Annotated in this window: 17 protein-coding genes; 3 read left to right on the forward strand and 14 right to left on the reverse strand. The window is 63.7% G+C overall.

Annotated elements, in window-relative coordinates:
* Positions 1-113: 113 nt before the first annotated feature.
* From FAZ95_RS22040 to FAZ95_RS22050, 3 genes are all read right to left on the reverse strand, one after another.
* On the reverse strand, positions 114-872 hold the full coding sequence (locus tag FAZ95_RS22040; protein WP_137334675.1) for a 2-keto-4-pentenoate hydratase: 759 nt from the start codon (positions 870-872) through the stop codon (positions 114-116).
* Between the two features lie 25 nt (positions 873-897).
* Entirely contained in the window at positions 898-2,184 is a 1,287-nt protein-coding gene (locus tag FAZ95_RS22045) for an MFS transporter (protein ID WP_137334676.1), read from the reverse strand.
* A gap of 259 nt (positions 2,185-2,443) precedes the next feature.
* Complete coding sequence (locus FAZ95_RS22050; RefSeq protein ID WP_137334677.1) at positions 2,444-3,664, reverse strand: pyridoxal-phosphate-dependent aminotransferase family protein; 1,221 nt, start codon at positions 3,662-3,664, stop codon at positions 2,444-2,446.
* Between the two features lie 174 nt (positions 3,665-3,838).
* Between FAZ95_RS22050 and FAZ95_RS22055 the strand changes: the two genes are divergently transcribed.
* On the forward strand, positions 3,839-4,543 hold the full coding sequence (locus tag FAZ95_RS22055; protein ID WP_137334678.1) for a GntR family transcriptional regulator: 705 nt from the start codon (positions 3,839-3,841) through the stop codon (positions 4,541-4,543).
* Here FAZ95_RS22055 and FAZ95_RS22060 read toward each other — a convergent pair.
* From FAZ95_RS22060 to FAZ95_RS22095, 8 genes are all read right to left on the reverse strand, one after another.
* Positions 4,525-5,034, reverse strand: a complete 510-nt coding sequence (locus tag FAZ95_RS22060) for a class I SAM-dependent methyltransferase (RefSeq protein ID WP_302674752.1) — start codon at positions 5,032-5,034, stop codon at positions 4,525-4,527. The two genes, FAZ95_RS22055 and FAZ95_RS22060, sit on opposite strands and share 19 nt — an antisense overlap.
* 308 nt (positions 5,035-5,342) lie before the next feature.
* Positions 5,343-6,959, reverse strand: coding sequence for an MFS transporter (locus FAZ95_RS22065; RefSeq protein ID WP_137334679.1), 1,617 nt, complete (start codon positions 6,957-6,959; stop codon positions 5,343-5,345).
* Positions 6,960-7,015: 56 nt separating this feature from the next.
* The gene (locus FAZ95_RS22070; protein WP_137334680.1) at positions 7,016-7,483 is read right to left on the reverse strand and encodes a YaiI/YqxD family protein; all 468 of its coding nucleotides are present in this window, start codon (positions 7,481-7,483) and stop codon (positions 7,016-7,018) included.
* Positions 7,484-7,653: 170 nt separating this feature from the next.
* A complete protein-coding gene (locus FAZ95_RS22075) occupies positions 7,654-8,238 on the reverse strand; it encodes a hemerythrin domain-containing protein (RefSeq protein ID WP_137334681.1) in 585 nt (194 codons plus the stop codon).
* A gap of 356 nt (positions 8,239-8,594) precedes the next feature.
* Positions 8,595-9,149 carry a flavodoxin family protein gene (locus FAZ95_RS22080; protein ID WP_137334682.1) on the reverse strand — a complete coding sequence of 185 codons (555 nt, stop codon included), beginning with the start codon at positions 9,147-9,149 and terminating at the stop codon, positions 8,595-8,597.
* Positions 9,150-9,348: 199 nt separating this feature from the next.
* Positions 9,349-9,738, reverse strand: coding sequence for a lipoprotein (locus tag FAZ95_RS22085; protein ID WP_137334683.1), 390 nt, complete (start codon positions 9,736-9,738; stop codon positions 9,349-9,351).
* A 119-nt stretch (positions 9,739-9,857) separates the two neighbouring features.
* Positions 9,858-10,277 carry a DUF1810 domain-containing protein gene (locus FAZ95_RS22090; protein WP_137334684.1) on the reverse strand — a complete coding sequence of 140 codons (420 nt, stop codon included), beginning with the start codon at positions 10,275-10,277 and terminating at the stop codon, positions 9,858-9,860.
* A gap of 166 nt (positions 10,278-10,443) precedes the next feature.
* Positions 10,444-11,706 (reverse strand): MFS transporter, encoded by a 1,263-nt coding sequence (locus tag FAZ95_RS22095; RefSeq protein WP_137334685.1) that lies wholly within the window; start codon positions 11,704-11,706, stop codon positions 10,444-10,446.
* 99 nt (positions 11,707-11,805) lie between these two features.
* On the opposite strand from FAZ95_RS22095, the gene FAZ95_RS22100 reads away from it, so the two are divergent.
* On the forward strand, positions 11,806-12,762 hold the full coding sequence (locus FAZ95_RS22100; RefSeq protein WP_137334686.1) for a LysR family transcriptional regulator: 957 nt from the start codon (positions 11,806-11,808) through the stop codon (positions 12,760-12,762).
* A 7-nt stretch (positions 12,763-12,769) separates the two neighbouring features.
* On the opposite strand, the gene FAZ95_RS22105 is transcribed toward FAZ95_RS22100, so the two are convergent.
* From FAZ95_RS22105 to FAZ95_RS22115, 3 genes are all read right to left on the reverse strand, one after another.
* Positions 12,770-14,011: an MFS transporter gene (locus tag FAZ95_RS22105; protein WP_254700239.1), complete on the reverse strand. Its 1,242-nt coding sequence runs from the start codon at positions 14,009-14,011 to the stop codon at positions 12,770-12,772.
* Positions 14,012-14,127: 116 nt separating this feature from the next.
* Positions 14,128-16,062: an SMP-30/gluconolactonase/LRE family protein gene (locus FAZ95_RS22110; RefSeq protein ID WP_137334688.1), complete on the reverse strand. Its 1,935-nt coding sequence runs from the start codon at positions 16,060-16,062 to the stop codon at positions 14,128-14,130.
* Between the two features lie 89 nt (positions 16,063-16,151).
* Entirely contained in the window at positions 16,152-16,733 is a 582-nt protein-coding gene (locus FAZ95_RS22115; protein WP_137334689.1) for a transglycosylase SLT domain-containing protein, read from the reverse strand.
* Between the two features lie 597 nt (positions 16,734-17,330).
* On the opposite strand from FAZ95_RS22115, the gene FAZ95_RS22125 reads away from it, so the two are divergent.
* Positions 17,331-17,945 carry a LysE family translocator gene (locus tag FAZ95_RS22125; RefSeq protein ID WP_137334691.1) on the forward strand — a complete coding sequence of 205 codons (615 nt, stop codon included), beginning with the start codon at positions 17,331-17,333 and terminating at the stop codon, positions 17,943-17,945.
* Positions 17,946-17,952 lie beyond the last annotated feature (7 nt).

Below are 17,952 nucleotides of genomic sequence, written 5' to 3' on the forward strand. Positions count from 1 at the left end.
TCAGTGCGGCACCGCGCATGTCACCTCGCGCTATGGCTGTCAAATCGCCAGCACGAGCACGCCAACCGTCTGGCCGGGGGTAGGCGAGGTCATATCGGCCGTCGGCACGAGCGCTACAAAAGCGTGAAGTCCACGGACACGAGCCCTGCTATCCGTCCGCCGGCGGTGCCCGCGGTCTTCGGGAAGAACATCCCGGTGTAGGAGCCGGTCGTCACGACCATCTCCGGCGTGAGCGCGATACCGCGCCGTTGCGTGCAGTGGTTGACGAGCCACGGGAGCAGCCTGCGCGGATCGCCAGCGGGATTCGCAGGGCGCTCCTCAGCGATATTTGCGCCCTCGAACTGAAAGCGCAGCGCCGGCGCGACGAACGGGAAGTCCTCCTGATAAGGCACCCACTCGCCCACCACAAGCGCGCCGTGATTCTGCAGATCGGCGAGTTGCGCGAGCTTGTCCACCTCGGGCCACGCAGCGTACCGGCTTGCCACGATCTCGATCGCCGCCGCCATCGATCCGATCGCGGCATGCACCTCTTCATCCGGATAGGGGTCGCTGCGCGCCTCGAACGCTCGTGCAAAGCGGAATGCAATTTCCAGCTCCAGTCCGAGCGGCGCGAACGCGCGGCGCGGCAGTCGCGCGCCGCTCACATGCAGATCGCCGGCCGGCAGCGGCGCGCCCTGAATCGGACCCGTCGGCGATTTCGCACCGACCTTCCAACCGCCGGTCCGCGCGCCACGCAGCGCCAGAACTTCGTGCTGGATCGCGTATGCGGCATCGGCGTCGGCGGGCGCGAGGTCGGCCGGCAAGGCCTCGATGACGGTGTGATCGCCGCGTGCCTGTGCGAGACGGCGGCTCAGAATGGTTTGGTCGGTCATGGTCGGTTGTGCTGCAAAAGTGGAGTCACACGCCAGCCTGTCGGGCCGGCTGAGCGCCGGGGGCGGCGCTGAATTCAAATTTCCATTCGGGTTGCATGCGCGACGCGAGGACTACGCCGAGCGCCATCAGCACCATGCTGACGACGAACGGCAGCTCCCAGTTGCCGAAGCGATCGATCAGAAAGCCCGACGCCACAGGCGAAATGATCGCTGCGAGGGCCGAGCCCGTATTCATCATCCCGCTCGCGGTGCCGGAATGCTCCGGCGCGATGTCCATCGGAATCGCCCACATCGGACCGATCGTCATCTCCGAGAAGAAGAAGCCGGCGGCAAGACACGTCATCGACAGATACAGGTCGTGCGCGAACATCAACGGCACGAGCGAGACGAGCGTGAGCAGCATGCAGACAGACACCATCCAACTGCGTGCACGCTTCAGGCTGCCGGTATGGTGGTAGAGCTTGTCGGTCACGATGCCGCCCAGCGTGTCGCCCACTACGCCCGCAAAGAAGACCACCGAGGCAAACAGCGCGGACTTCTGCAGATCGAGGTGGTAGCTGTGCAGGAAGTACTGCGGTATCCAGCTCAGGAAGAGCCACAGCGTCCAGCCGTAGCAGAAATAGACGATCGTGACGGGCGCCATGCGCTTGAAGAGCCGTCCCCACGGCACGCGCGCGACCTTCGGCTTCGGCACGGGCAGAACGTCGAGTTCAGCGCGGGTGATACGCCGGTGATCCGCCGGATGCTCGGTAAAGGTCAGGGCCCAGGCGACGACCCAGAGCATGCTCATCACGCCGCTGATGTAGAACGCTTCGCGCCATCCCCAGTGCACCATGACGATGACGATGACGCCCGGTGCGACCGCATTGCCGATGCGCGACGCGGCATGCGTGATGCCCTGTGCAAAGCCGCGCTTTTCCTTCGCTACCCAGCGCGCCATGGCCGTGGTCGAGGCGGGAAACGTCGCGCCCTCGCCGAGCCCGAGCAAGAGACGCGCGGCGAGCAGCGACATCAGGCCGCCCGCGAACCCGGTCAGCAACGTCGCCAGTGCCCAGAGCGCACCACAGAAGATCAGCGTGCGTTTCGCGCCGAATCGGTCGCTGATCCAGCCGCCGATGATCTGAAACGCGAGATACGGATAGGCAAACGCCGAGAAGACCAGGCCGATTTCCGTATGAGAAAGATGAAATTCCTTGCCGAACCCGGCTGCCGCCGTACTGACGTTGACTCGGTCGAGGTAAGTGATGAAGTACATGATGCTTAGCATCACGAGAACAACGCTGGTCGCGCGAATCGCACGAAACCGCTTCATGATCTGTCTCCGTTGCTTTACGTCGACGCGCTCAAAATGGCGCACCGGGTCCGTCTCGATGAGCGTTCGCTCACGAACATGTCGCTTTAAGCCACTACGTTCTGTGCGTAGCTTGAGTTGAATAGTGAAAATGCGGCGATACCGGATGCCGTTGCATGATGGGTGGCGAGAACACGCGCACCATGCTCGTGCGACTGCGGTTGCAGTTGAAAAAGGTCGGGAGGCGATCTCGACCTCCCGTGACGCGTCAAGCGATCGATCAGGCGGCTGCCTTCAGCGTGTTCGCCTTTGCCTGCGAAGCAAGGAAAGCCATGGCCTCGCCCACGCCGCTTGCAGCGAGCGGCACGCCGGCGAGCTTCAGCCCCATCTCGCAGCCCGCAAGCGTCGCCATCAGCGTGAGGTCGTTGCAGTCGCCGAGATGACCGATACGGAACATGCGCCCCTTCAACTTCCCGAGGCCGGTGCCGAGCGACATGTCGAAACGGTCATAAATCGTCTTGCGCACTGCGTCCGCGTCGATGCCCTCGGGCGTCATCACGCCGGTCAGCACCGGGCTGTAGACCGCGGGATCGGCGCACTGGATCTCGAGCCCCCATGCGCGCACCGCGCGGCGGCACGCTTCGGCGAGGCGCTGATGACGCGCGAACACGTTGTCGAGCCCTTCGCCGAGAATCATCTCGATCGATTCCGCGAGGCCATACAGCAGATTCGTGTTCGGCGTGTACGGCCAGTAGCCGGTCTTGTTCATCTCGACGATCTCGGTCCAATCCCAGAAGCTGCGCGGCAGCTTCGCCGTCTGACTCGCTTCGATCGCCTTCGGCGAGATCGCGTTGAAGCTGATGCCGGGCGGCAGCATCAGGCCCTTTTGCGAGCCGGAAACCGTCACGTCGACGCCCCACTCGTCATGCCGATAATCGGCCGACGCGAGACCCGAGATCGTGTCGACCAACAGCAGCGCCGGATGCCCCGCCGCGTCGATCGCTTGGCGCACCGCCGCGATGTTCGACGTGACGCCGGTCGAGGTCTCGTTGTGCACGACGCACACGGCTTTGATCGTGTGTGCGGTGTCGGCTCGCAGACGCGCTTCGATCCGCTCGGCATCGACCCCGCGCCGCCACCCTTCGATGCCCGGCAGGCCGAGAAACTCGGGCTTGAGGTCGAGCTTTTCCGCCATCTTTTTCCACAGCGTCGCGAAGTGCCCGGTCTCGTACATGAGAACGGTGTCGCCGGGGCTCAGCGTGTTCGAGAGCGCCGCTTCCCAGGCACCCGTGCCCGATGCCGGATAGATCACCACCGGGTGTTGCGTCTTGAAGATCTTCTTGATCCCCGAAAGCACCTGCAGCCCGAGAGCGCCGAACTCGGGACCGCGATGATCGATGGTCGGGTAGCTCATCGCCCGCAGAATGCGGTCGGGCACGGGACTGGGCCCGGGAATCTGCAGGAAGTGGCGGCCAGCGGGGTGAAAGTCTAGCTTGAGCATCGGTCTTGTCCGGTTGAATTTTGCATGCAAAATACTTTAGCACCGGAATCCGGGAAGAGGAAGAAAAACTTTCCGCGACAGCAAGGAGGCATATCTGGTGGGGTCAGACGGGACCCGATGCTCGAAAGTGAGCGATGCGGTAAGATGGAACAAAAGACAAAAAAAGGATTTTGTATGCAAACGACATCCATTCCGCAGGAGCCGGCTTCGCTGCACCTGCTTCCGAAGGTTGAACGGCAGCGGTTGCACGACACGGTGGTCGAGCATCTGCGCGGCTTTATCGTCGAAGGCATGCTCGCGCCGGGAACGAAACTCAACGAGCGCGAGTTGTGCGAGACGCTTGGCATTTCACGCACGCCGCTGCGCGAAGCGCTCAAGGTGTTGGCGGCCGAGGGGCTGATCGAGATTTCGCAGAACCGGGGCGCGACGGTGTCGCGCATGACCGAAGCCGAAATCCGGGAGACGTTCGAAGTGATGAGCGGACTGGAAGCGTTCTCAGGGGAATTGGCGTGCCAGCGCATCACGCCGGCCGAACTCGCCGAGATCAAGGCGCTGCATTACGCGATGCTTGCCTGCCGCGCGCAGAACGACTTGACCGGCTACTACAGCCGTAATCAGGAGATTCACGACCGGATCAACGAAGCCGCGCGCAACACGGTTCTTCGACAGACGTACGTGGCGGTGAACCGGCGGCTCCAGGCCCTTCGGTTCCGCTCGAATTTCCAGACCCAGAAGTGGGATTGCGCAGTTCACGATCACGAGGAAATGCTGAAGGCACTCGATGCGCGCGATGGCAAGCGTCTCGCCGAAATTCTTCGCCAGCACCTGCTCGACAAGCGGGACGCGATATTGCAGGCAGGTCAAGCCAACGAGCCTTGACGCACCAGCACGCGTGTTGGAGGCGCCGCATGCGTCGGTCCTTCCACCCGCGGCTCGCTGGCGCGCAGTGCGTATGCGGCGGTCGGCGGCCACCTCATCCCCCCAGCCGCCCGCTGCTCTGGCGTAGGTGTCCATTCGACGTCAATGTCTTCAAACGTAACATTTGCAAATCCATGCTGGAGTAGTTCTCTCCAACCGGCTTCGCACCTGGTGCGCGAATCACCAAAGCGTAAGTGCGTTAGGTACGCCTTCGCAATGGGTCGAAATACGTTTAGGAAAGCTTCCCCGACTTCGCCGAGCAGAAAGGCTCGGCCAATGATGGCGACAAACCTACCGCCCCTACGCAATACCCGGCGGATTTCACGCATGACTTGCTCTATGTCGTCCATCAACATCAAAGCCATGTGCGACAGGACGTAGTCCACCGATCCGGTTTCAAGCGACAACTTTTGCGCGCGCTCGTTGATCAACCTGATATTCGGCGGCAACACCGCTCGAGCGGAAATCTTTCAAATAGGCTTCTACTTGGGAGTTCATGGTTGCGTAACCGGATCACTTAGGTTCTGGTTTTACTTCAAGGCTTCGAGTCGTCATCTTCGCCGAGAATCGTCAGCAAACTCGTCCTCAATGTCGAATGTGTCTTGCTGGCCGACCAGCGACTGCTGCCGGCGTATGCTCGGAACCACGCCGACGGCGCTCGCCGCAAGCAAGGCGCGGTGCAATGCCTGAAGGCGACACGTTTCCGCGAAAATCGAACGATGGATGCCGCAAGCAAACGCATCCGGCGACGCGAAGCACATCACTTGCGAGGCTGAATGGTCGCCATCGCGAGACCCGCTCCTACGAACGCGCACGCAGCGGACACCAGCGCGACGGCGCGCAGCGCATCAGCAATGGCGTCGGCTTCCGCCAGCGCCACGGGTGTCCGAGGCGGCGTATGGGCATCGCCCATTGCAGCCCCGGCTTGCGCATCCGGCTCCAGCAACTGCCCAGTCTGGCGTGCGTCCACAGGAACATGCCGTTCATCGAGCCGCGCCGTCAGCGCCGCGTGGTGCGACCACACGAACACGATACCGAGCACCGCAATCGCCAGCAGGCTCGCCACGCGTGCAACCGCGTTGTTGATGCCGGATGCGATACCTGCGCGATCGCCCGGCACCGAGCCCATCACGGTCGTCGTGAGCGGCGCGACCGTGATCGTCATGCCGAGCCCGAGCACGGCGAGCGCAGGGAAGAACCCGGCCCAATAGCTGCCGCGCACGAACGGCAGCGCGAGCATCACGAACCCGATTCCGGCGACGCCCGGGCCGGCGCTCAACAGGACCCGTGAACCGAAGCGGCTCGTCAGGCCGCCGGTAAAGCGCGACAACAAGCCGATGATGACCGGCATTGGCAACAGCGCCGCGCCCGCTTCGGTTGCGGTGTAGCCATATGCGCGGATCAGCGTGAACGGCAGGAAAAAGAATGCACCGCCGAGGCCGAAGTAAAGCAGCAGCGTGACGAGGTTGGCGCCGGTGAAATCACGCGAGCGGAACACGTCGAGCGGCATCATGGGGATGCGGCTCTTCGCTTCGATCATCACGAATGCGGCCAGCACGAGCACGCCGCCGCCGATCGCGCACAGTACGAGCGGATGCGCGAAGCCACGCGCCGAGGCCTGGGTCAGACCATAAGTGAGGGCGGCGAGCCCCACTGCCGCGGAGAGCGCACCGGGCCAGTCCAACTCTTGAGGCGCATCGAGCTTGTGGCTGTTCGGCACCGACGAAATCGCGAGCGCAATCGTCGCCGCTGCAAGCGGGACGTTGAGGAAGAAGATCGCGCGCCACGACAACGCGTCGACGAGCGAGCCGCCCGCCACCGGCCCCACCGCCGACGTGATCGCACCGACGCCCGCCCAGGTGCCGATGGCCCGTCCGCGCGCTTCGCCCTCGAATACGGCGCCGATGATCGCGAGACTGCTGGGTACCAAGAGCGCCGCGCCAATGCCCTGCACCGCGCGCGCGGCGATCAGCGAACCCGCGTTCGGCGCGAGCCCGCAAGCGGCGGACGCCAGCGTGAAGAGCCCAATGCCCGCGATGAACACCGTGCGGCGGCCGAGCTTATCGCCCATCGATCCGCCCACCAGCACAAGGGACCCGAGAAAGAGCAGGTAGGCGTTGACGATCCATTGCATCGCCGCGACGCTCGCGCCGAGCTCGCTCTGGATGGCGGGCAGCGCGACATTGACGACGGAGCCGTCGATGAACGCCATGCTCGAGCCGAGGATCGTCGCGGCGAGCGCAAGACGCTTGCGCCGGCACGGACGGTCGACCGCGGTGGGCTGAGTGCGGATGACGAGCTCGTCGCACGGGCTCGCTTGCGCAGCGACGACGTGCGCGTTTTTTTGGTCGCTATCGAGAAGATCTGGGTTGGCCAAGATTGCTCCCGTGCCGGTCGATGGCGACTAGCATAGCAACCGAAGAGCAGGACCGCTCAGGCGGCCGCTCCTGGCGGCTTGTTATGGCGCGCAAGGAATCGATCCAGTTGTCCAGCAAACGCCTTGCTATCGTGTGGCGTGTACGGTGCCGGGCCGCCCGTCGCGACACCCGAGCTGCGGAGCTGATCCATCACGTCGCGCATCGTGAGGCGCTCCTGGATATTCTCGCGGGTAAACCAGCTTCCGCGCGGGTCGAGCACGTAACCACCCTTGTCGAGGGCAGCGGCGGCGAGCGGTATGTCCGCCGTAATCACGAGGTCGCCTTTCGTGACCAGCTCAACGATGCGGTTGTCGGCGGCGTCGAAGCCCGCCGGCACTTGCAGTGCCTTGATAAAGGGGGAAGGCGGCGTGCGCAAATACTGATTAGCGACCAGCGTGACGCACACTTTGGCACGCCGCGCGGCGCGATAAAGCATGTCCTTGACGACAACCGGGCAGGCATCTGCGTCGACCAGCACTTGCATCGCGGGACTTCCAGAAGAATGTTGGGACCGTCATCTTACCGCCCGCACGCCGGTTATCCGATTTATCGCCGACGGGGTCTTGCGGGCATAAGCCGGCCCTCTAAGGGCGGGCGGACCGGATGCAGTTGCGTCGCCGATGGGCGCGAACGGCATCCGGTAGCCGGCGTCAATCAAGGCGTGCCGGGTGGCTGGCCCTGGTCCCTGGCCACCTGCGCTTCTTGAGCGATCTGTCCGCGAAGCGTCTCGAAGCGCTTCAGCACATTGGCTCCAAAAAGCGGATCGGGGCTAGCCGGTACGGTCGCATCCACTGCCGCCCAGTCCTGTTCTGTCAGCACCTGCGCAGCGCGAGGCATCACGTCTCGCTCTTCAGTGGAAATGTGATGACGGTAGTACACAAGATACGTGGCCACTGCTGCCTCCAGAGCCACGCGCGGGATGACCTCATCTCCCGCAGCTTGATTAAGGCGATTCAGGAGTTCCTCGCCGGCCGCAGCAATCACGCGATGCTCCTGAAGAAGGCGGTTCACTACCAATAGGGTCCCGGGATCCCGTTCGGCGAGCCGTTCGTACGCAACATCCTCCCGCGGATGATGAACACGATCGGAATAATTCCGCATGTAGTAGAGGATATTGCCCATAAGAGCGTAATCCGGGTCCTCGCCCCGGTGGAACGCAGTGAGTTGTTCTTCCAGAGTGTCGAGCAGCGCTGCGAAATGAATGTGCTCGGTGTGCCATACAGCGAGTGGGTCGGCCATGGCGCGCTCCGTGGAAATGGGCCAAGTACACGATAGACCGTCTGAAACAAAGCGCGGATGCATTCCTTGGGGCGTCATGTTCCGCAACGCCCAGCGCGATCAGTGCAATTGAAATGCTACTGAGTCCAACCCGAGAAAGACTGACATAGGTCAATTCATTGCGGTATCAGTGCGCGAAGATCGAACCGGAACAGATGGCAGGTGAGACTTGCGTCCCACGGCTGGGCCTTCGAATGATTCGGCGGCTGACCGGGCCGCGTGTTGAGCCGCCGTCTGAACGTCCATGCGACTCGACGCACGGATGTGCGTCGAGCGATTCAAGCGCGGTGCTGCCGCCCACACCGCAACTTTCAATTTCAACCGTGCAACCGGCGAGCCACGTCCACCACGCGAGCCCCATAGAGCTTCGCGGTTTCCAAATCGCCCGCCGCCATCTCCTCGACCGACGCGTCCGCAGGCGATTGCACGAGCAGCCCGACCGAACCGCCGAGGTTGTTGACGTCATGGCGCGTGGCGGCCTTCGTGTTCGCCGGCGGCAGCCCCAAGCTCACCCACACGCCGCCGTGTTGCGACGCGAGCGTCTGCAGGTAGATCAGCGTCACTTGCTTGTCGCCATTGAAACTCGCGCTGTTGGTGAAGCCGCCGAACACCTTGTCCTGCCATTCGCGCGTGAACCACTTCTTCGACGTCGCGTCGGCGAACTTCTTGAACTGCCACGGCACCGAGCCCATGTAGGTCGGCGCGCCGAGGATGATGGCATCGGCGTTCGATAGCGAAGCCCAGCCGTGATCATCGACGTTGCCGTCCGAATCCACCACGATCAAGTCGGCGCCGGCGCCTTCGGCCACTGCCTCGGCAACGCGCTTGGTGTGTCCGTATCCCGAGAAATACACAACGATGGCTTTCGCCATAAAACCTCCTGTTCGAAGAATGAAATGAGTATCGAAGGAATGCGCAAGGATGATGTACGACGCATGGTGCCGGCTTCGGATATCTGGCACGAAGCCTATGCACTGACATTAATGTTACTACATCAGTTACATTTTAGCATGCGAGCACTGTCGGCGATGACGTGCAATCAAATTAACCGCACACGCGGAAACGTTGCAATCAGAGGCGAACGAGTTCGATAGGCCCGAACCACGTCACGGCGAAGTACCCCGAGCGAGTCGAGAACTTACCGTCGGTCCAGCCTTCCGGCACCTTGAAAATGGCGGCGACGCCCGACTTCAGACCGGTCACGTCGCAATGCACCGGATGGCGGACGATTTGTTCGAGATCGTCCTTCGACGCCAACATCACATAGTCGGTCGTGCGAATCCAGCGTCCGTCGGCGGTCGTGAAAAGCACGTAGTGCCCTTTGGACTTCTCGATCTTGAGCAACGGAACGGTCTGCCCGTGGACTGACTCGCCCCACGTTCCGACGAGACTGTCCGGATCGTTGCGTGAGCACGCGGCAAGCGCGACGGCCAAGGCAAGGATAAAAAGCGGTCGTTTCATTGCAGCGTGCGGGAGAACTGGCTGTATATCGCGAGGATGCGGGTTGACGTGACTACCCATGCAGGTAAACGGCCTGCACGAGCGTTTCTTGAGGCGGGGAGGAGACCCGCTTTCGCGGGCTAGACGCGCAGTAGTGTCTGCGGATCGGGTTCGCCGTCGAAGTACTTGCGCAGCGCTTCGACGAATACGGCGTTGTCCTCGGTCGCGCGAGCAAAGAGCGTGATCGACGAGCGAAACTTGAGGTAGTCCGGGTAGCCGAAGATCTCCTTGATCGAACGGCCTTCGACGAGATTCACGAGCCTGGTCGATTCCCGCAGGCGCTCGCCAAGCACGGGGTGGCGCAAATAAGCCTGAGCCTCGGCCAGCGACGAGATCGCATACCGCTGCGCCATCGCGCTCTCTCCGAGCCCCTCGATCTGCGGAAACACGAACCACATCCAGTGGCTTCGCTTGTGGCCGGCGCGCAATTCCTCCGTCACCAGCGCGTAGACCCGATCCTGGGCATCGACAAAGCGCTGAAGGTCATAGGCATCATCCATCTCGCCCTCCATATCGGCTGGCGCGGCTTGCCGCTCGCGATGATTCATTCTCGCGCCCGCCCGCGGCGCACGCAATTGCAGCGCAAGAATCGGCGTGCCGCCCTCACGCGCGCGAGAGGCGCAGAGAGTCAGCGCGCTTTAGCCTTGGTTGACGTCGGTCGACAGCTTAGTTGCCAGCATTCGCGGCAAGGCGGGCGGCCTGGGGCCGCCGCCACAGCCGCACGGCCAGCCCGGCGCCCGACGTCACCACCGCCAGCGCCGTGACCGCCATCCAGCCCCATTGCGCGAGCAGCATGCTGCCGAGCGCGGCGCCCGCCGACATGCCGATGAACATGCCGACGAACAGCACGGCGTTCAACCGGCTGCGCGAATGCGGATCGATGCCGTAGATGATGGTCTGGTGCGCGACCAGCGTGACCTGAAAGCCGAGATCGAAGCCGACCGCGCAAATCGCCAGCAGGACCAGCTGCGCGCGCGGCGGCATCAGCGGCGCGAGCGCCATCGCCGCGAACGACACGATGGCGAGGCTCGCGCCGAGCCGCGTGACGAGTTCCGGTCCGCGGCGATCGGCGAGGCGCCCCGCGAGCGGCGCGGCCAGCGCGCCGGCCGCGCCCGCGAGGCCGAATGCGCCCGCCGCTGCGCTGCCGAGGTGGAACGGCGCGCCATGCAGCATCATCGCGAGCGTCGACCAGAATGCGCTGAAGCCCACCGCGATCATGCCTTGCGCGAACGCGGCGCGCCGCAGCGCGGCGTGATGCTGCCACAAATGCCCAAGCGAGCCGAGCAGCTTGCGGTACGAGAGGTGCGTCGTGGGCGCGAAGCGCGGCAAGCCGCGCCAGGCCGCCACGCCGATGGCCGCCACGCTCGACGCCGCGATCAGGAACATCGCGCGCCAGCCGAAGTGCTGGGCGACGTAGCCGCTCACCACGCGCGACAGCAGAATGCCCAGCAAGAGGCCGGTCATGACGGTTCCCACGGTCTTGCCGCGATGCGCATCGGGCGCGAGCGTGGCCGCGGCGGGGACGATGTCCTGGGCCATCGTGGCCGCCACGCCCATCGCGAGACTCGCGGCCAGCAGCAGGCCGATCGACGGCGCGGCGGCGGCGAGCAGCAACGCCAGAACCAGCGCCGCCGCCTTGTAGAGAATCACGCGGCGACGGTCGAACCGGTCGCCGAGCGGCGCGAGAAACAGGATGCCGAGCGCGTAGCCGAGTTGCGTGAGCGTCGGCACCAGGCCAACCATGCGCGCCGAGGCGCCCATGTCCGCGCTCAGCACGCCGAGCATCGGCTGGCTGTAATAGAGCGGCGCGACCGAGAAAGCCGCGCCGGCGGCCAGCAGCAGCACCAGCTGCAGGGGAAGCGCCGGGGTTTCAGCGGGGATCTTGATTTCCGCGGCGACCGTTGCATCCGCGTCGTGCATGGTAGACATCGAACGTATCCCTTTGATTTACGAATTGGTCGAGAGTGTGCTTGTTGAATCCGCGTGACGGTAGTAGCACGCGCCGAACATTTGCTATACGCTCGACGCATGACCAAACCACGCCCCTCCCCGCCGCTCGCCGGCGGCTTCGCTTCGTCCGCGACCAGCGATCGTCTCCAGTTGATGGAGACCTTCGTGCGCATCGTGGAGGCCGGCAGTCTGTCGGCGGCGGCCGCGCAATTGAACGCGACGCAGCCGACCATCAGCCGCCGTCTCCAGGCACTCGAGCAATCGCTCGGCGTGCGCCTCCTGCAACGCACCACGCACGTGATGCGCCTCACCGTGGACGGCGAGCGCTGCTTCGAACGTGCCAAAGAGCTGCTCGCGAGCTGGGCGTCGTTCGAAGCCGATGTGCGCGGCGCGCAGGAGGAACCGGAAGGCACGCTGCGCATCACCGCGCCGCATGCGTTCGGCCAGGAGCAGTTCGTCGTGCCGTTGGCCGCGTTTCTGCACCGGTATCCGCGCGTGTCCGTGGAGTGGCTGCTGCGCGACGACGTGCGCGACTTCGTCGCGGCCGGCATCGATTGCGCGATCCTGGCCGGCGAACCGGCAGACCCGGCCGTCGTCGCGATCAAAATCGCCGCGGTGCCGCGCATCGTCATCGGCTCGCCGTCGCTCTTCGAAGGCGCGCGCGTGCCGCAACACGCCACCGAGCTCGCCGACTTGCCCTGGCTCGCCTTGCGCACGTACTACCGCAACGAGGTGAAGCTGACGCATAAAACGACGGGGGAAGTCGTGAGCATCCCGATCCGTCCGCGCGTCAGCACCGATAATCTCTACGCGCTGCGAAGTTCCGCGCGTCTTGGGCTCGGCATCGGCATTGGTTCCGCGTGGCTGCTGCACGACGATCTCGCGCAAGGCAAGCTGCTGCACCTCGCGCCGGATTGGCGGGCCCCTCCGTTGCCGGTATATCTGACCTATCCTCACGCGCAGTTCTACCCGTCGCGGCTCGTGCGCTTTGTCGAGATGATGCGCGAGGCCGTGCCGGGCATCGTCGAGGGATGAGCAGGGGTTACTCAAGCTCGGCGCCCTTCAGCTCGGGGATCAGGAACAGCGTCGCGATCATATCGAGCCCATAGAGGCCCGCGAGCAGCGCGATGGCGAATGGGAAGGAATAGCGGCTTGCCAGCGAGCCGACCACGACCGGCCCGAAACCGCCGACCGCCCGCCCCAGATTCCACAGCACGTTCTGCGCGGTGGCGCGCGCGGCGGTCGGATAGCCTTCGGACATCAGCGTGCCGTAGCCGCCCACCATGCCGTTGACGAACACGCCCATCAGCGCGCCGGCCCACAGCATGGCGGCGGGCGTCGACAGATGCGCGTACGCGATGACCATGACGACCGCGCCGATCTGATAGAGCAAGAACGTCGGCTTGCGGCCGATGCGATCGGCGAGCTGCCCGAACACCCAGATGCCGGCCATCATCCCGACGACAGTCGCGGCCGTCCACACGCCCGACTTCGTGAGCGAAAAGCCCATCTGCTTCGAGAGAAACGTCGGCAGCCAGATCATGATCCCGTAGTAGCCGAAGTTCTGGACCGAGCACAGGATCACGATGCCGAGGCTCGTGCGCGCCGTGCGGCCATCGGCGACCAGCAGTCGGAATGCGTTCGGCTGTTTCTCAGGGGACTTCGCGCGGCGCACGAACACCTCGGGCTCATGCAGCCGGTTGCGCATCACCCAGGCGACCAGCGCCGGCAGCACGCCGACGAGAAACATGCCGCGCCAGCCGATGTGGAGCAACAGCAGCGGCGTCAGCAGCGCCGCCAGCAGCACGCCGGCCTGCCAGCCGAGCGCGACATAGGACGACACCCGGGCGCGTTTGCTCGCGGGCCACGCTTCCGCCGCGAGCGCCATGCCGATGCCGAACTCGCCGCCGAGCCCGATGCCGGCGATCGTGCGGTAGGCGAGCAGGTCCCAGAATCCGCGCGCAAACGCGCACATCCCCGTGAAGATGGCGAACAGCAGGATGGTCCACGTCAGCACGCGCACGCGGCCGAAGCGGTCGGCGAGCGCGCCGAAGATGAGGCCGCCCGCGACCGCGCCGATCAGCGTCCAGGTGACGAGCGCGCCGCCCTGCCCGCTCGTCAGCTGCAAGCCGGCCGTAATGGCGGGCAGCATGAATCCGAGGATGAGCAGGTCGAAGCCGTCCATCGCGTAGCCGATGGCGGAGCCGGCGAGCGCTTTCCACGCGTAGCCGCTGACCTGCTCGGAGCGCGGCGAGCCTGCCGTGCCGACTGTCGAAGAATTCATGTCCGCTTCCGTGCCGTTGGTTTTGAAAACTGCGGGCATTCTACGGAAATCAATATAGACCTTCAGGACAGGCGTTTTTCGGCACGGGAATTCTCCGTCATGAACACAACGTCCGATCAGGGCGTCCAGCGATACACAGTGATGCTGGAGCCCTTGACGTTGTTCTTCGTCACGACGTACTCGCCCGTCGATCGAAGGTAGGCCCGGATGCCGTACATCGAATCCATGGCGCTGCCGGCGTCCACGGCACTGCTGTTGGTATTGACCAGCGTGGCGTCGAGGCGGCCTGTGGCGAGGTTGAAGGCGTCGATGTTCGGCAGGGCTTGCCCGCTGCTGCTGAACCAGTAGCTGACGAAGAGATAGCTGCCGGCCGCGTCGATCGACTTGGCGTCGACGTGGGGGAGATTGATCACCGGATTCGGCGCGGTGGTGTTGCCCGCGCTCCAGCCGTGATACACCTCGATCCGCGTGCCGATCGACGTCCAGTCCGTGCTCCCGACGATGCCCTGCGCGAGAATCATCGTGTCGCTGTCCGCGAGGTAGACGATGCGCGTCAGCGGCTGGATGCTCGCGGGAATGCGGATCGGGATGCCAGGCCCCCATGCCGGCTTGCCGCTGGCGTCGAAGCCGGTCAGCGGGTAGTGGTAGATGTAACCGGTCTTGTCCAGGCCGGCCCACACGCCGCCCTTGCTGTCGATACAGAATCCGCTCGTGACCCGCAGGGTCGTATTGAACGCGGCGCCCGGAATCGAGGCATCCGGAATCGCGATGTAGCCGTTCGCCGCGTTGAAATGGAAAAAGTAGAAGATCGGCGGGTTTTGGCCGGACGCCACGAGGATCCGGTTCGCGCCGACGGAAACGAGCTGCCCGAAGTGCTCGTCGCGCTGGGTATCGCTCATGTCGATGCGCGGGTCCGACGGGTAGGCGAACGGATCGACGGTGTTCGCGACGAAGGTGCCTCCCGCGCTGCCTTCGTAGAGGTTGGTGCCGCCGTAGAACAAGGCGCCATCGGTAACCGGGTCCGGGGCGGCGACGCCCTCGAAGTTGAGGGACTGAAGCGTCCACTGCAGGTCGCCGGCACCGTTGTACGCATGAATGTCGGTGCCGCCGTTGCGACCGAGGTCCCAACTGCCGCCCCACGGGTTGTTGAGCACGTAGAGATTGCCGGCCGTGTCCTTGCCGATGCCGACGACGCGGGTGAAGCGCTTCGCGCCGACCTGGCCTTTGATTCCCGTCGTGGTGTCGAGATAACCGCCTTGAATGCCGAAGGTACCGGCCAGCGTCGGCCTGCCCGAGAGGGTGTAGCGCTTGATGTTCATGTCGGGGCCCTCGTCCCCGACCATGAGCTGCCCCGCCGACGCATCGAAATAGAGCGCCGACGGCTGCGCCCCGCCGGGCATCTGGATGGTGTTCAGCAGGGCGCCGGTTGGGCCGAACTCGTCGATCGCGCCCGCACTCTTGCGTGCGACCCAAACGTTGCCTGCGCTATCCAGGGCGAGCGCACCTGGGCCTGAGATGTCGATGTCCCGCTGCCAGACACCGCCGGTGGTATAGACCCGGACGCGATTGCCGTAGAAGTCGCTCGCATAGAGGAGCGAGCCCGCCGTGGCGAGTCCGGTGATGACGTCGATCCGAGGCACATTGTTCGATGCACTGACCTGAATGAGAAGATCCCGGGCCCCCGTGGCGCGGTTGTATCGTCCCACCGCTCCGCTTCCATACGACTTGTTGTACTGGTGTGCCGCGAAGATCGAAGTCGCGTTGCCCGTGATCGCGCTGCCCTGAAACTCGCCGTGCGCGCCGATCGAGCCGAGGCTCTTGTGGTTCTGGTAGATCGCGACGCCGCCCTCGTACTCATCCCACATGGAGGCCGCATAGATGACGCCTTCGGGCGCGACCCACATGGAGCGCGCGGTGTTGCCCACATGGGCGGCAAGGGTGCCATAGCTGTTCGCCAGCCAGTCAGTGGTGTTTTGCGCGTGACAAGCCGGCGCAATCGTGGCGATCGCTGCGGCGAGGAGCGCAGCATGAAATCGTTTTTTTACGGCCATGACGAATGCTCTCCTGAGGGTAGGAATCCATTCATATGACCATATGCAGCCCGCTGCGCCTTTGCAAGCTCGCCGTGAACCATGTCACGTCACAAGCCGAATTCCCCTTTCATCATGCTCATGCGATCGACCACCCGCCGCGCATAGCCCTTGGCGCCCCCGCTGTAGCGATATAGCGCGTTCTCGAGGTTTCCATCCGATGCCGTTATGTAGTTATGCAGAATTTCTGAACCGATGCGGATATTCGTACCCGCGTCAGTCAAATCGGACGTGCGAAGGACGCGGTCTCGGTGCTGAGATGGGAGCACTTGCATGAGTCCCTTGGCGCCAACAACACTGACTGCAAACCGGTCGAAACTGGATTCGACCGCGATCACGGCAAGCAGCAACAACGGCGAGAGTGTGTAGCGCCCGGCGGCGTTCAGCACCGCGTGACCGATGTCCAATGCGTCGGGCAGCCCGATATGAAAACGGGCACTCACGACAGTTGCGATTTCCTCTGCTGTGGGCGTGCTCTCTCTGGGCGTGTCGAAAGTTGTTGACGTCGCGCCATAAGACAGTCCCGCAAGCGACCCGAGGACCACGATCGCCGCCGCGACGACCATACCGCGGAGGCGATGCGCAATCGCGCGTGGCCAATCTGTCAAATCTTCGTTCAGATTCGCGATCATGGCCTACGACCAATCAAACATCGGGAACATCGGCCGCTCCCCTGCGGGAGGGTATATGCACCAGGTGCCGTCTCGATGACGAAAAAAGAACATGGCGACTGGACCTGCCGCCTTCAGGGTCTCGACGCACACATAACGTTGAACTGTGGATCGCCTGGTCCTGAACGCTGTGACATGGACCTGGGTCCCAGGCGCCGGGCCGAGCCAGTGATCGACCATCAGTCGCAAAGATTTTCCCGCGCTAGCCATCATCCTCTCCTACTCAAAACGACCCAGCCTCGAAGAGCGTCTCAATACGATCGGCTTATCACTCACGCAATCGAACCATTCGTATCACGATCATTCTTATATGCATCGTTCTATAGCGAATGATATGTCTTCGAACGAGATAGTCAAGGATATTAGGGAATCCCCCAGGAAATGTCGCCGCTCGCGTCACCCGCCCTAACACAGCGCTACTTCGGCATCGCTACGATGCCCGGCACTGACTTGATCTGCGCTCACCCGTACCGGAAACCATCAAGCAATCTGTATCGGTACTGTACCGGCAACACTCGATAGACTTGCTCAACTGCGTATTCGACCGGACCCTTCACCATGCCACTCGACCTCTTGAGCGCCCTGCCCGCCGGCATCCTGTTCGCGCTCGTCACGACGATCACGCCCGGCCCCAACAACGCGATGCTGCTCGCCTCGGGCGTCAACTTCGGCTTTCGCCGCACGCTGCCGCACATCTGCGGAATCAGCGCGGGGGTGGCGGTGTTGATGCTGTCGGTCGGCTATGGCCTCGGCGAAGCGTTCCGCCTGTTCCCGGCGCTGTACACGGTGATGGAAACCGCGAGCGTGCTCTACCTGCTGTACCTCGCTTGGAAAATCGGCACGTCGGATCAAGTGCAGGTGAAGAAGGGCGAACCGCGCCCGATGACGTTCTTCCAAGCTGTCGCGTTCCAATGGATCAACCCGAAAGCCTGGATGATGGTGCTCACCGCCGGTACCACGCTGCACCTCTCCGACGACTTCGGCTTCAACGCGATCCTGATGGCCGTGGTGTTCATCGTGATCGGCTTTCCGAGCATCAGCCTGTGGGCGGCCGGCGGCCTCGCGATGCGGCGCTTCCTGTCGAACCGGCAGCGGCTGCGTACGTTCAACATCACGATGGCGGTCCTGCTCGTGCTGTCGCTGTATCCGGTCGTCGAGCACTTCATCGCTTAAGCGGGTA

It is taken from the genome of Trinickia violacea, from assembly GCF_005280735.1.
Lineage (GTDB): Bacteria > Pseudomonadota > Gammaproteobacteria > Burkholderiales > Burkholderiaceae > Trinickia_A > Trinickia_A violacea.

Bases quoted from the DNA above. Each gene is read 5' to 3' on its own strand.
- FAZ95_RS22070 (WP_137334680.1), bottom strand. From the start codon at position 7,483: ATGCAAGTGCTGGTCGACGCAGATGCCTGCCCGGTTGTCGTCAAGGAC.
- FAZ95_RS22095 (WP_137334685.1), bottom strand. From the start codon at position 11,706: ATGTCTACCATGCACGACGCGGATGCAACGGTCGCCGCGGAAATCAAG.
- FAZ95_RS22050 (WP_137334677.1), bottom strand. From the start codon at position 3,664: ATGCTCAAGCTAGACTTTCACCCCGCTGGCCGCCACTTCCTGCAGATT.
- FAZ95_RS22100 (WP_137334686.1), top strand. From the start codon at position 11,806: ATGACCAAACCACGCCCCTCCCCGCCGCTCGCCGGCGGCTTCGCTTCG.
- FAZ95_RS22055 (WP_137334678.1), top strand. From the start codon at position 3,839: ATGCAAACGACATCCATTCCGCAGGAGCCGGCTTCGCTGCACCTGCTT.
- FAZ95_RS22110 (WP_137334688.1), bottom strand. From the start codon at position 16,062: ATGGCCGTAAAAAAACGATTTCATGCTGCGCTCCTCGCCGCAGCGATC.
- FAZ95_RS22085 (WP_137334683.1), bottom strand. From the start codon at position 9,738: ATGAAACGACCGCTTTTTATCCTTGCCTTGGCCGTCGCGCTTGCCGCG.
- FAZ95_RS22115 (WP_137334689.1), bottom strand. From the start codon at position 16,733: ATGATCGCGAATCTGAACGAAGATTTGACAGATTGGCCACGCGCGATT.
- FAZ95_RS22075 (WP_137334681.1), bottom strand. From the start codon at position 8,238: ATGGCCGACCCACTCGCTGTATGGCACACCGAGCACATTCATTTCGCA.
- FAZ95_RS22045 (WP_137334676.1), bottom strand. From the start codon at position 2,184: ATGAAGCGGTTTCGTGCGATTCGCGCGACCAGCGTTGTTCTCGTGATG.
- FAZ95_RS22125 (WP_137334691.1), top strand. From the start codon at position 17,331: ATGCCACTCGACCTCTTGAGCGCCCTGCCCGCCGGCATCCTGTTCGCG.
- FAZ95_RS22040 (WP_137334675.1), bottom strand. From the start codon at position 872: ATGACCGACCAAACCATTCTGAGCCGCCGTCTCGCACAGGCACGCGGC.
- FAZ95_RS22105 (WP_254700239.1), bottom strand. From the start codon at position 14,011: ATGAATTCTTCGACAGTCGGCACGGCAGGCTCGCCGCGCTCCGAGCAG.
- FAZ95_RS22080 (WP_137334682.1), bottom strand. From the start codon at position 9,149: ATGGCGAAAGCCATCGTTGTGTATTTCTCGGGATACGGACACACCAAG.
- FAZ95_RS22090 (WP_137334684.1), bottom strand. From the start codon at position 10,277: ATGGATGATGCCTATGACCTTCAGCGCTTTGTCGATGCCCAGGATCGG.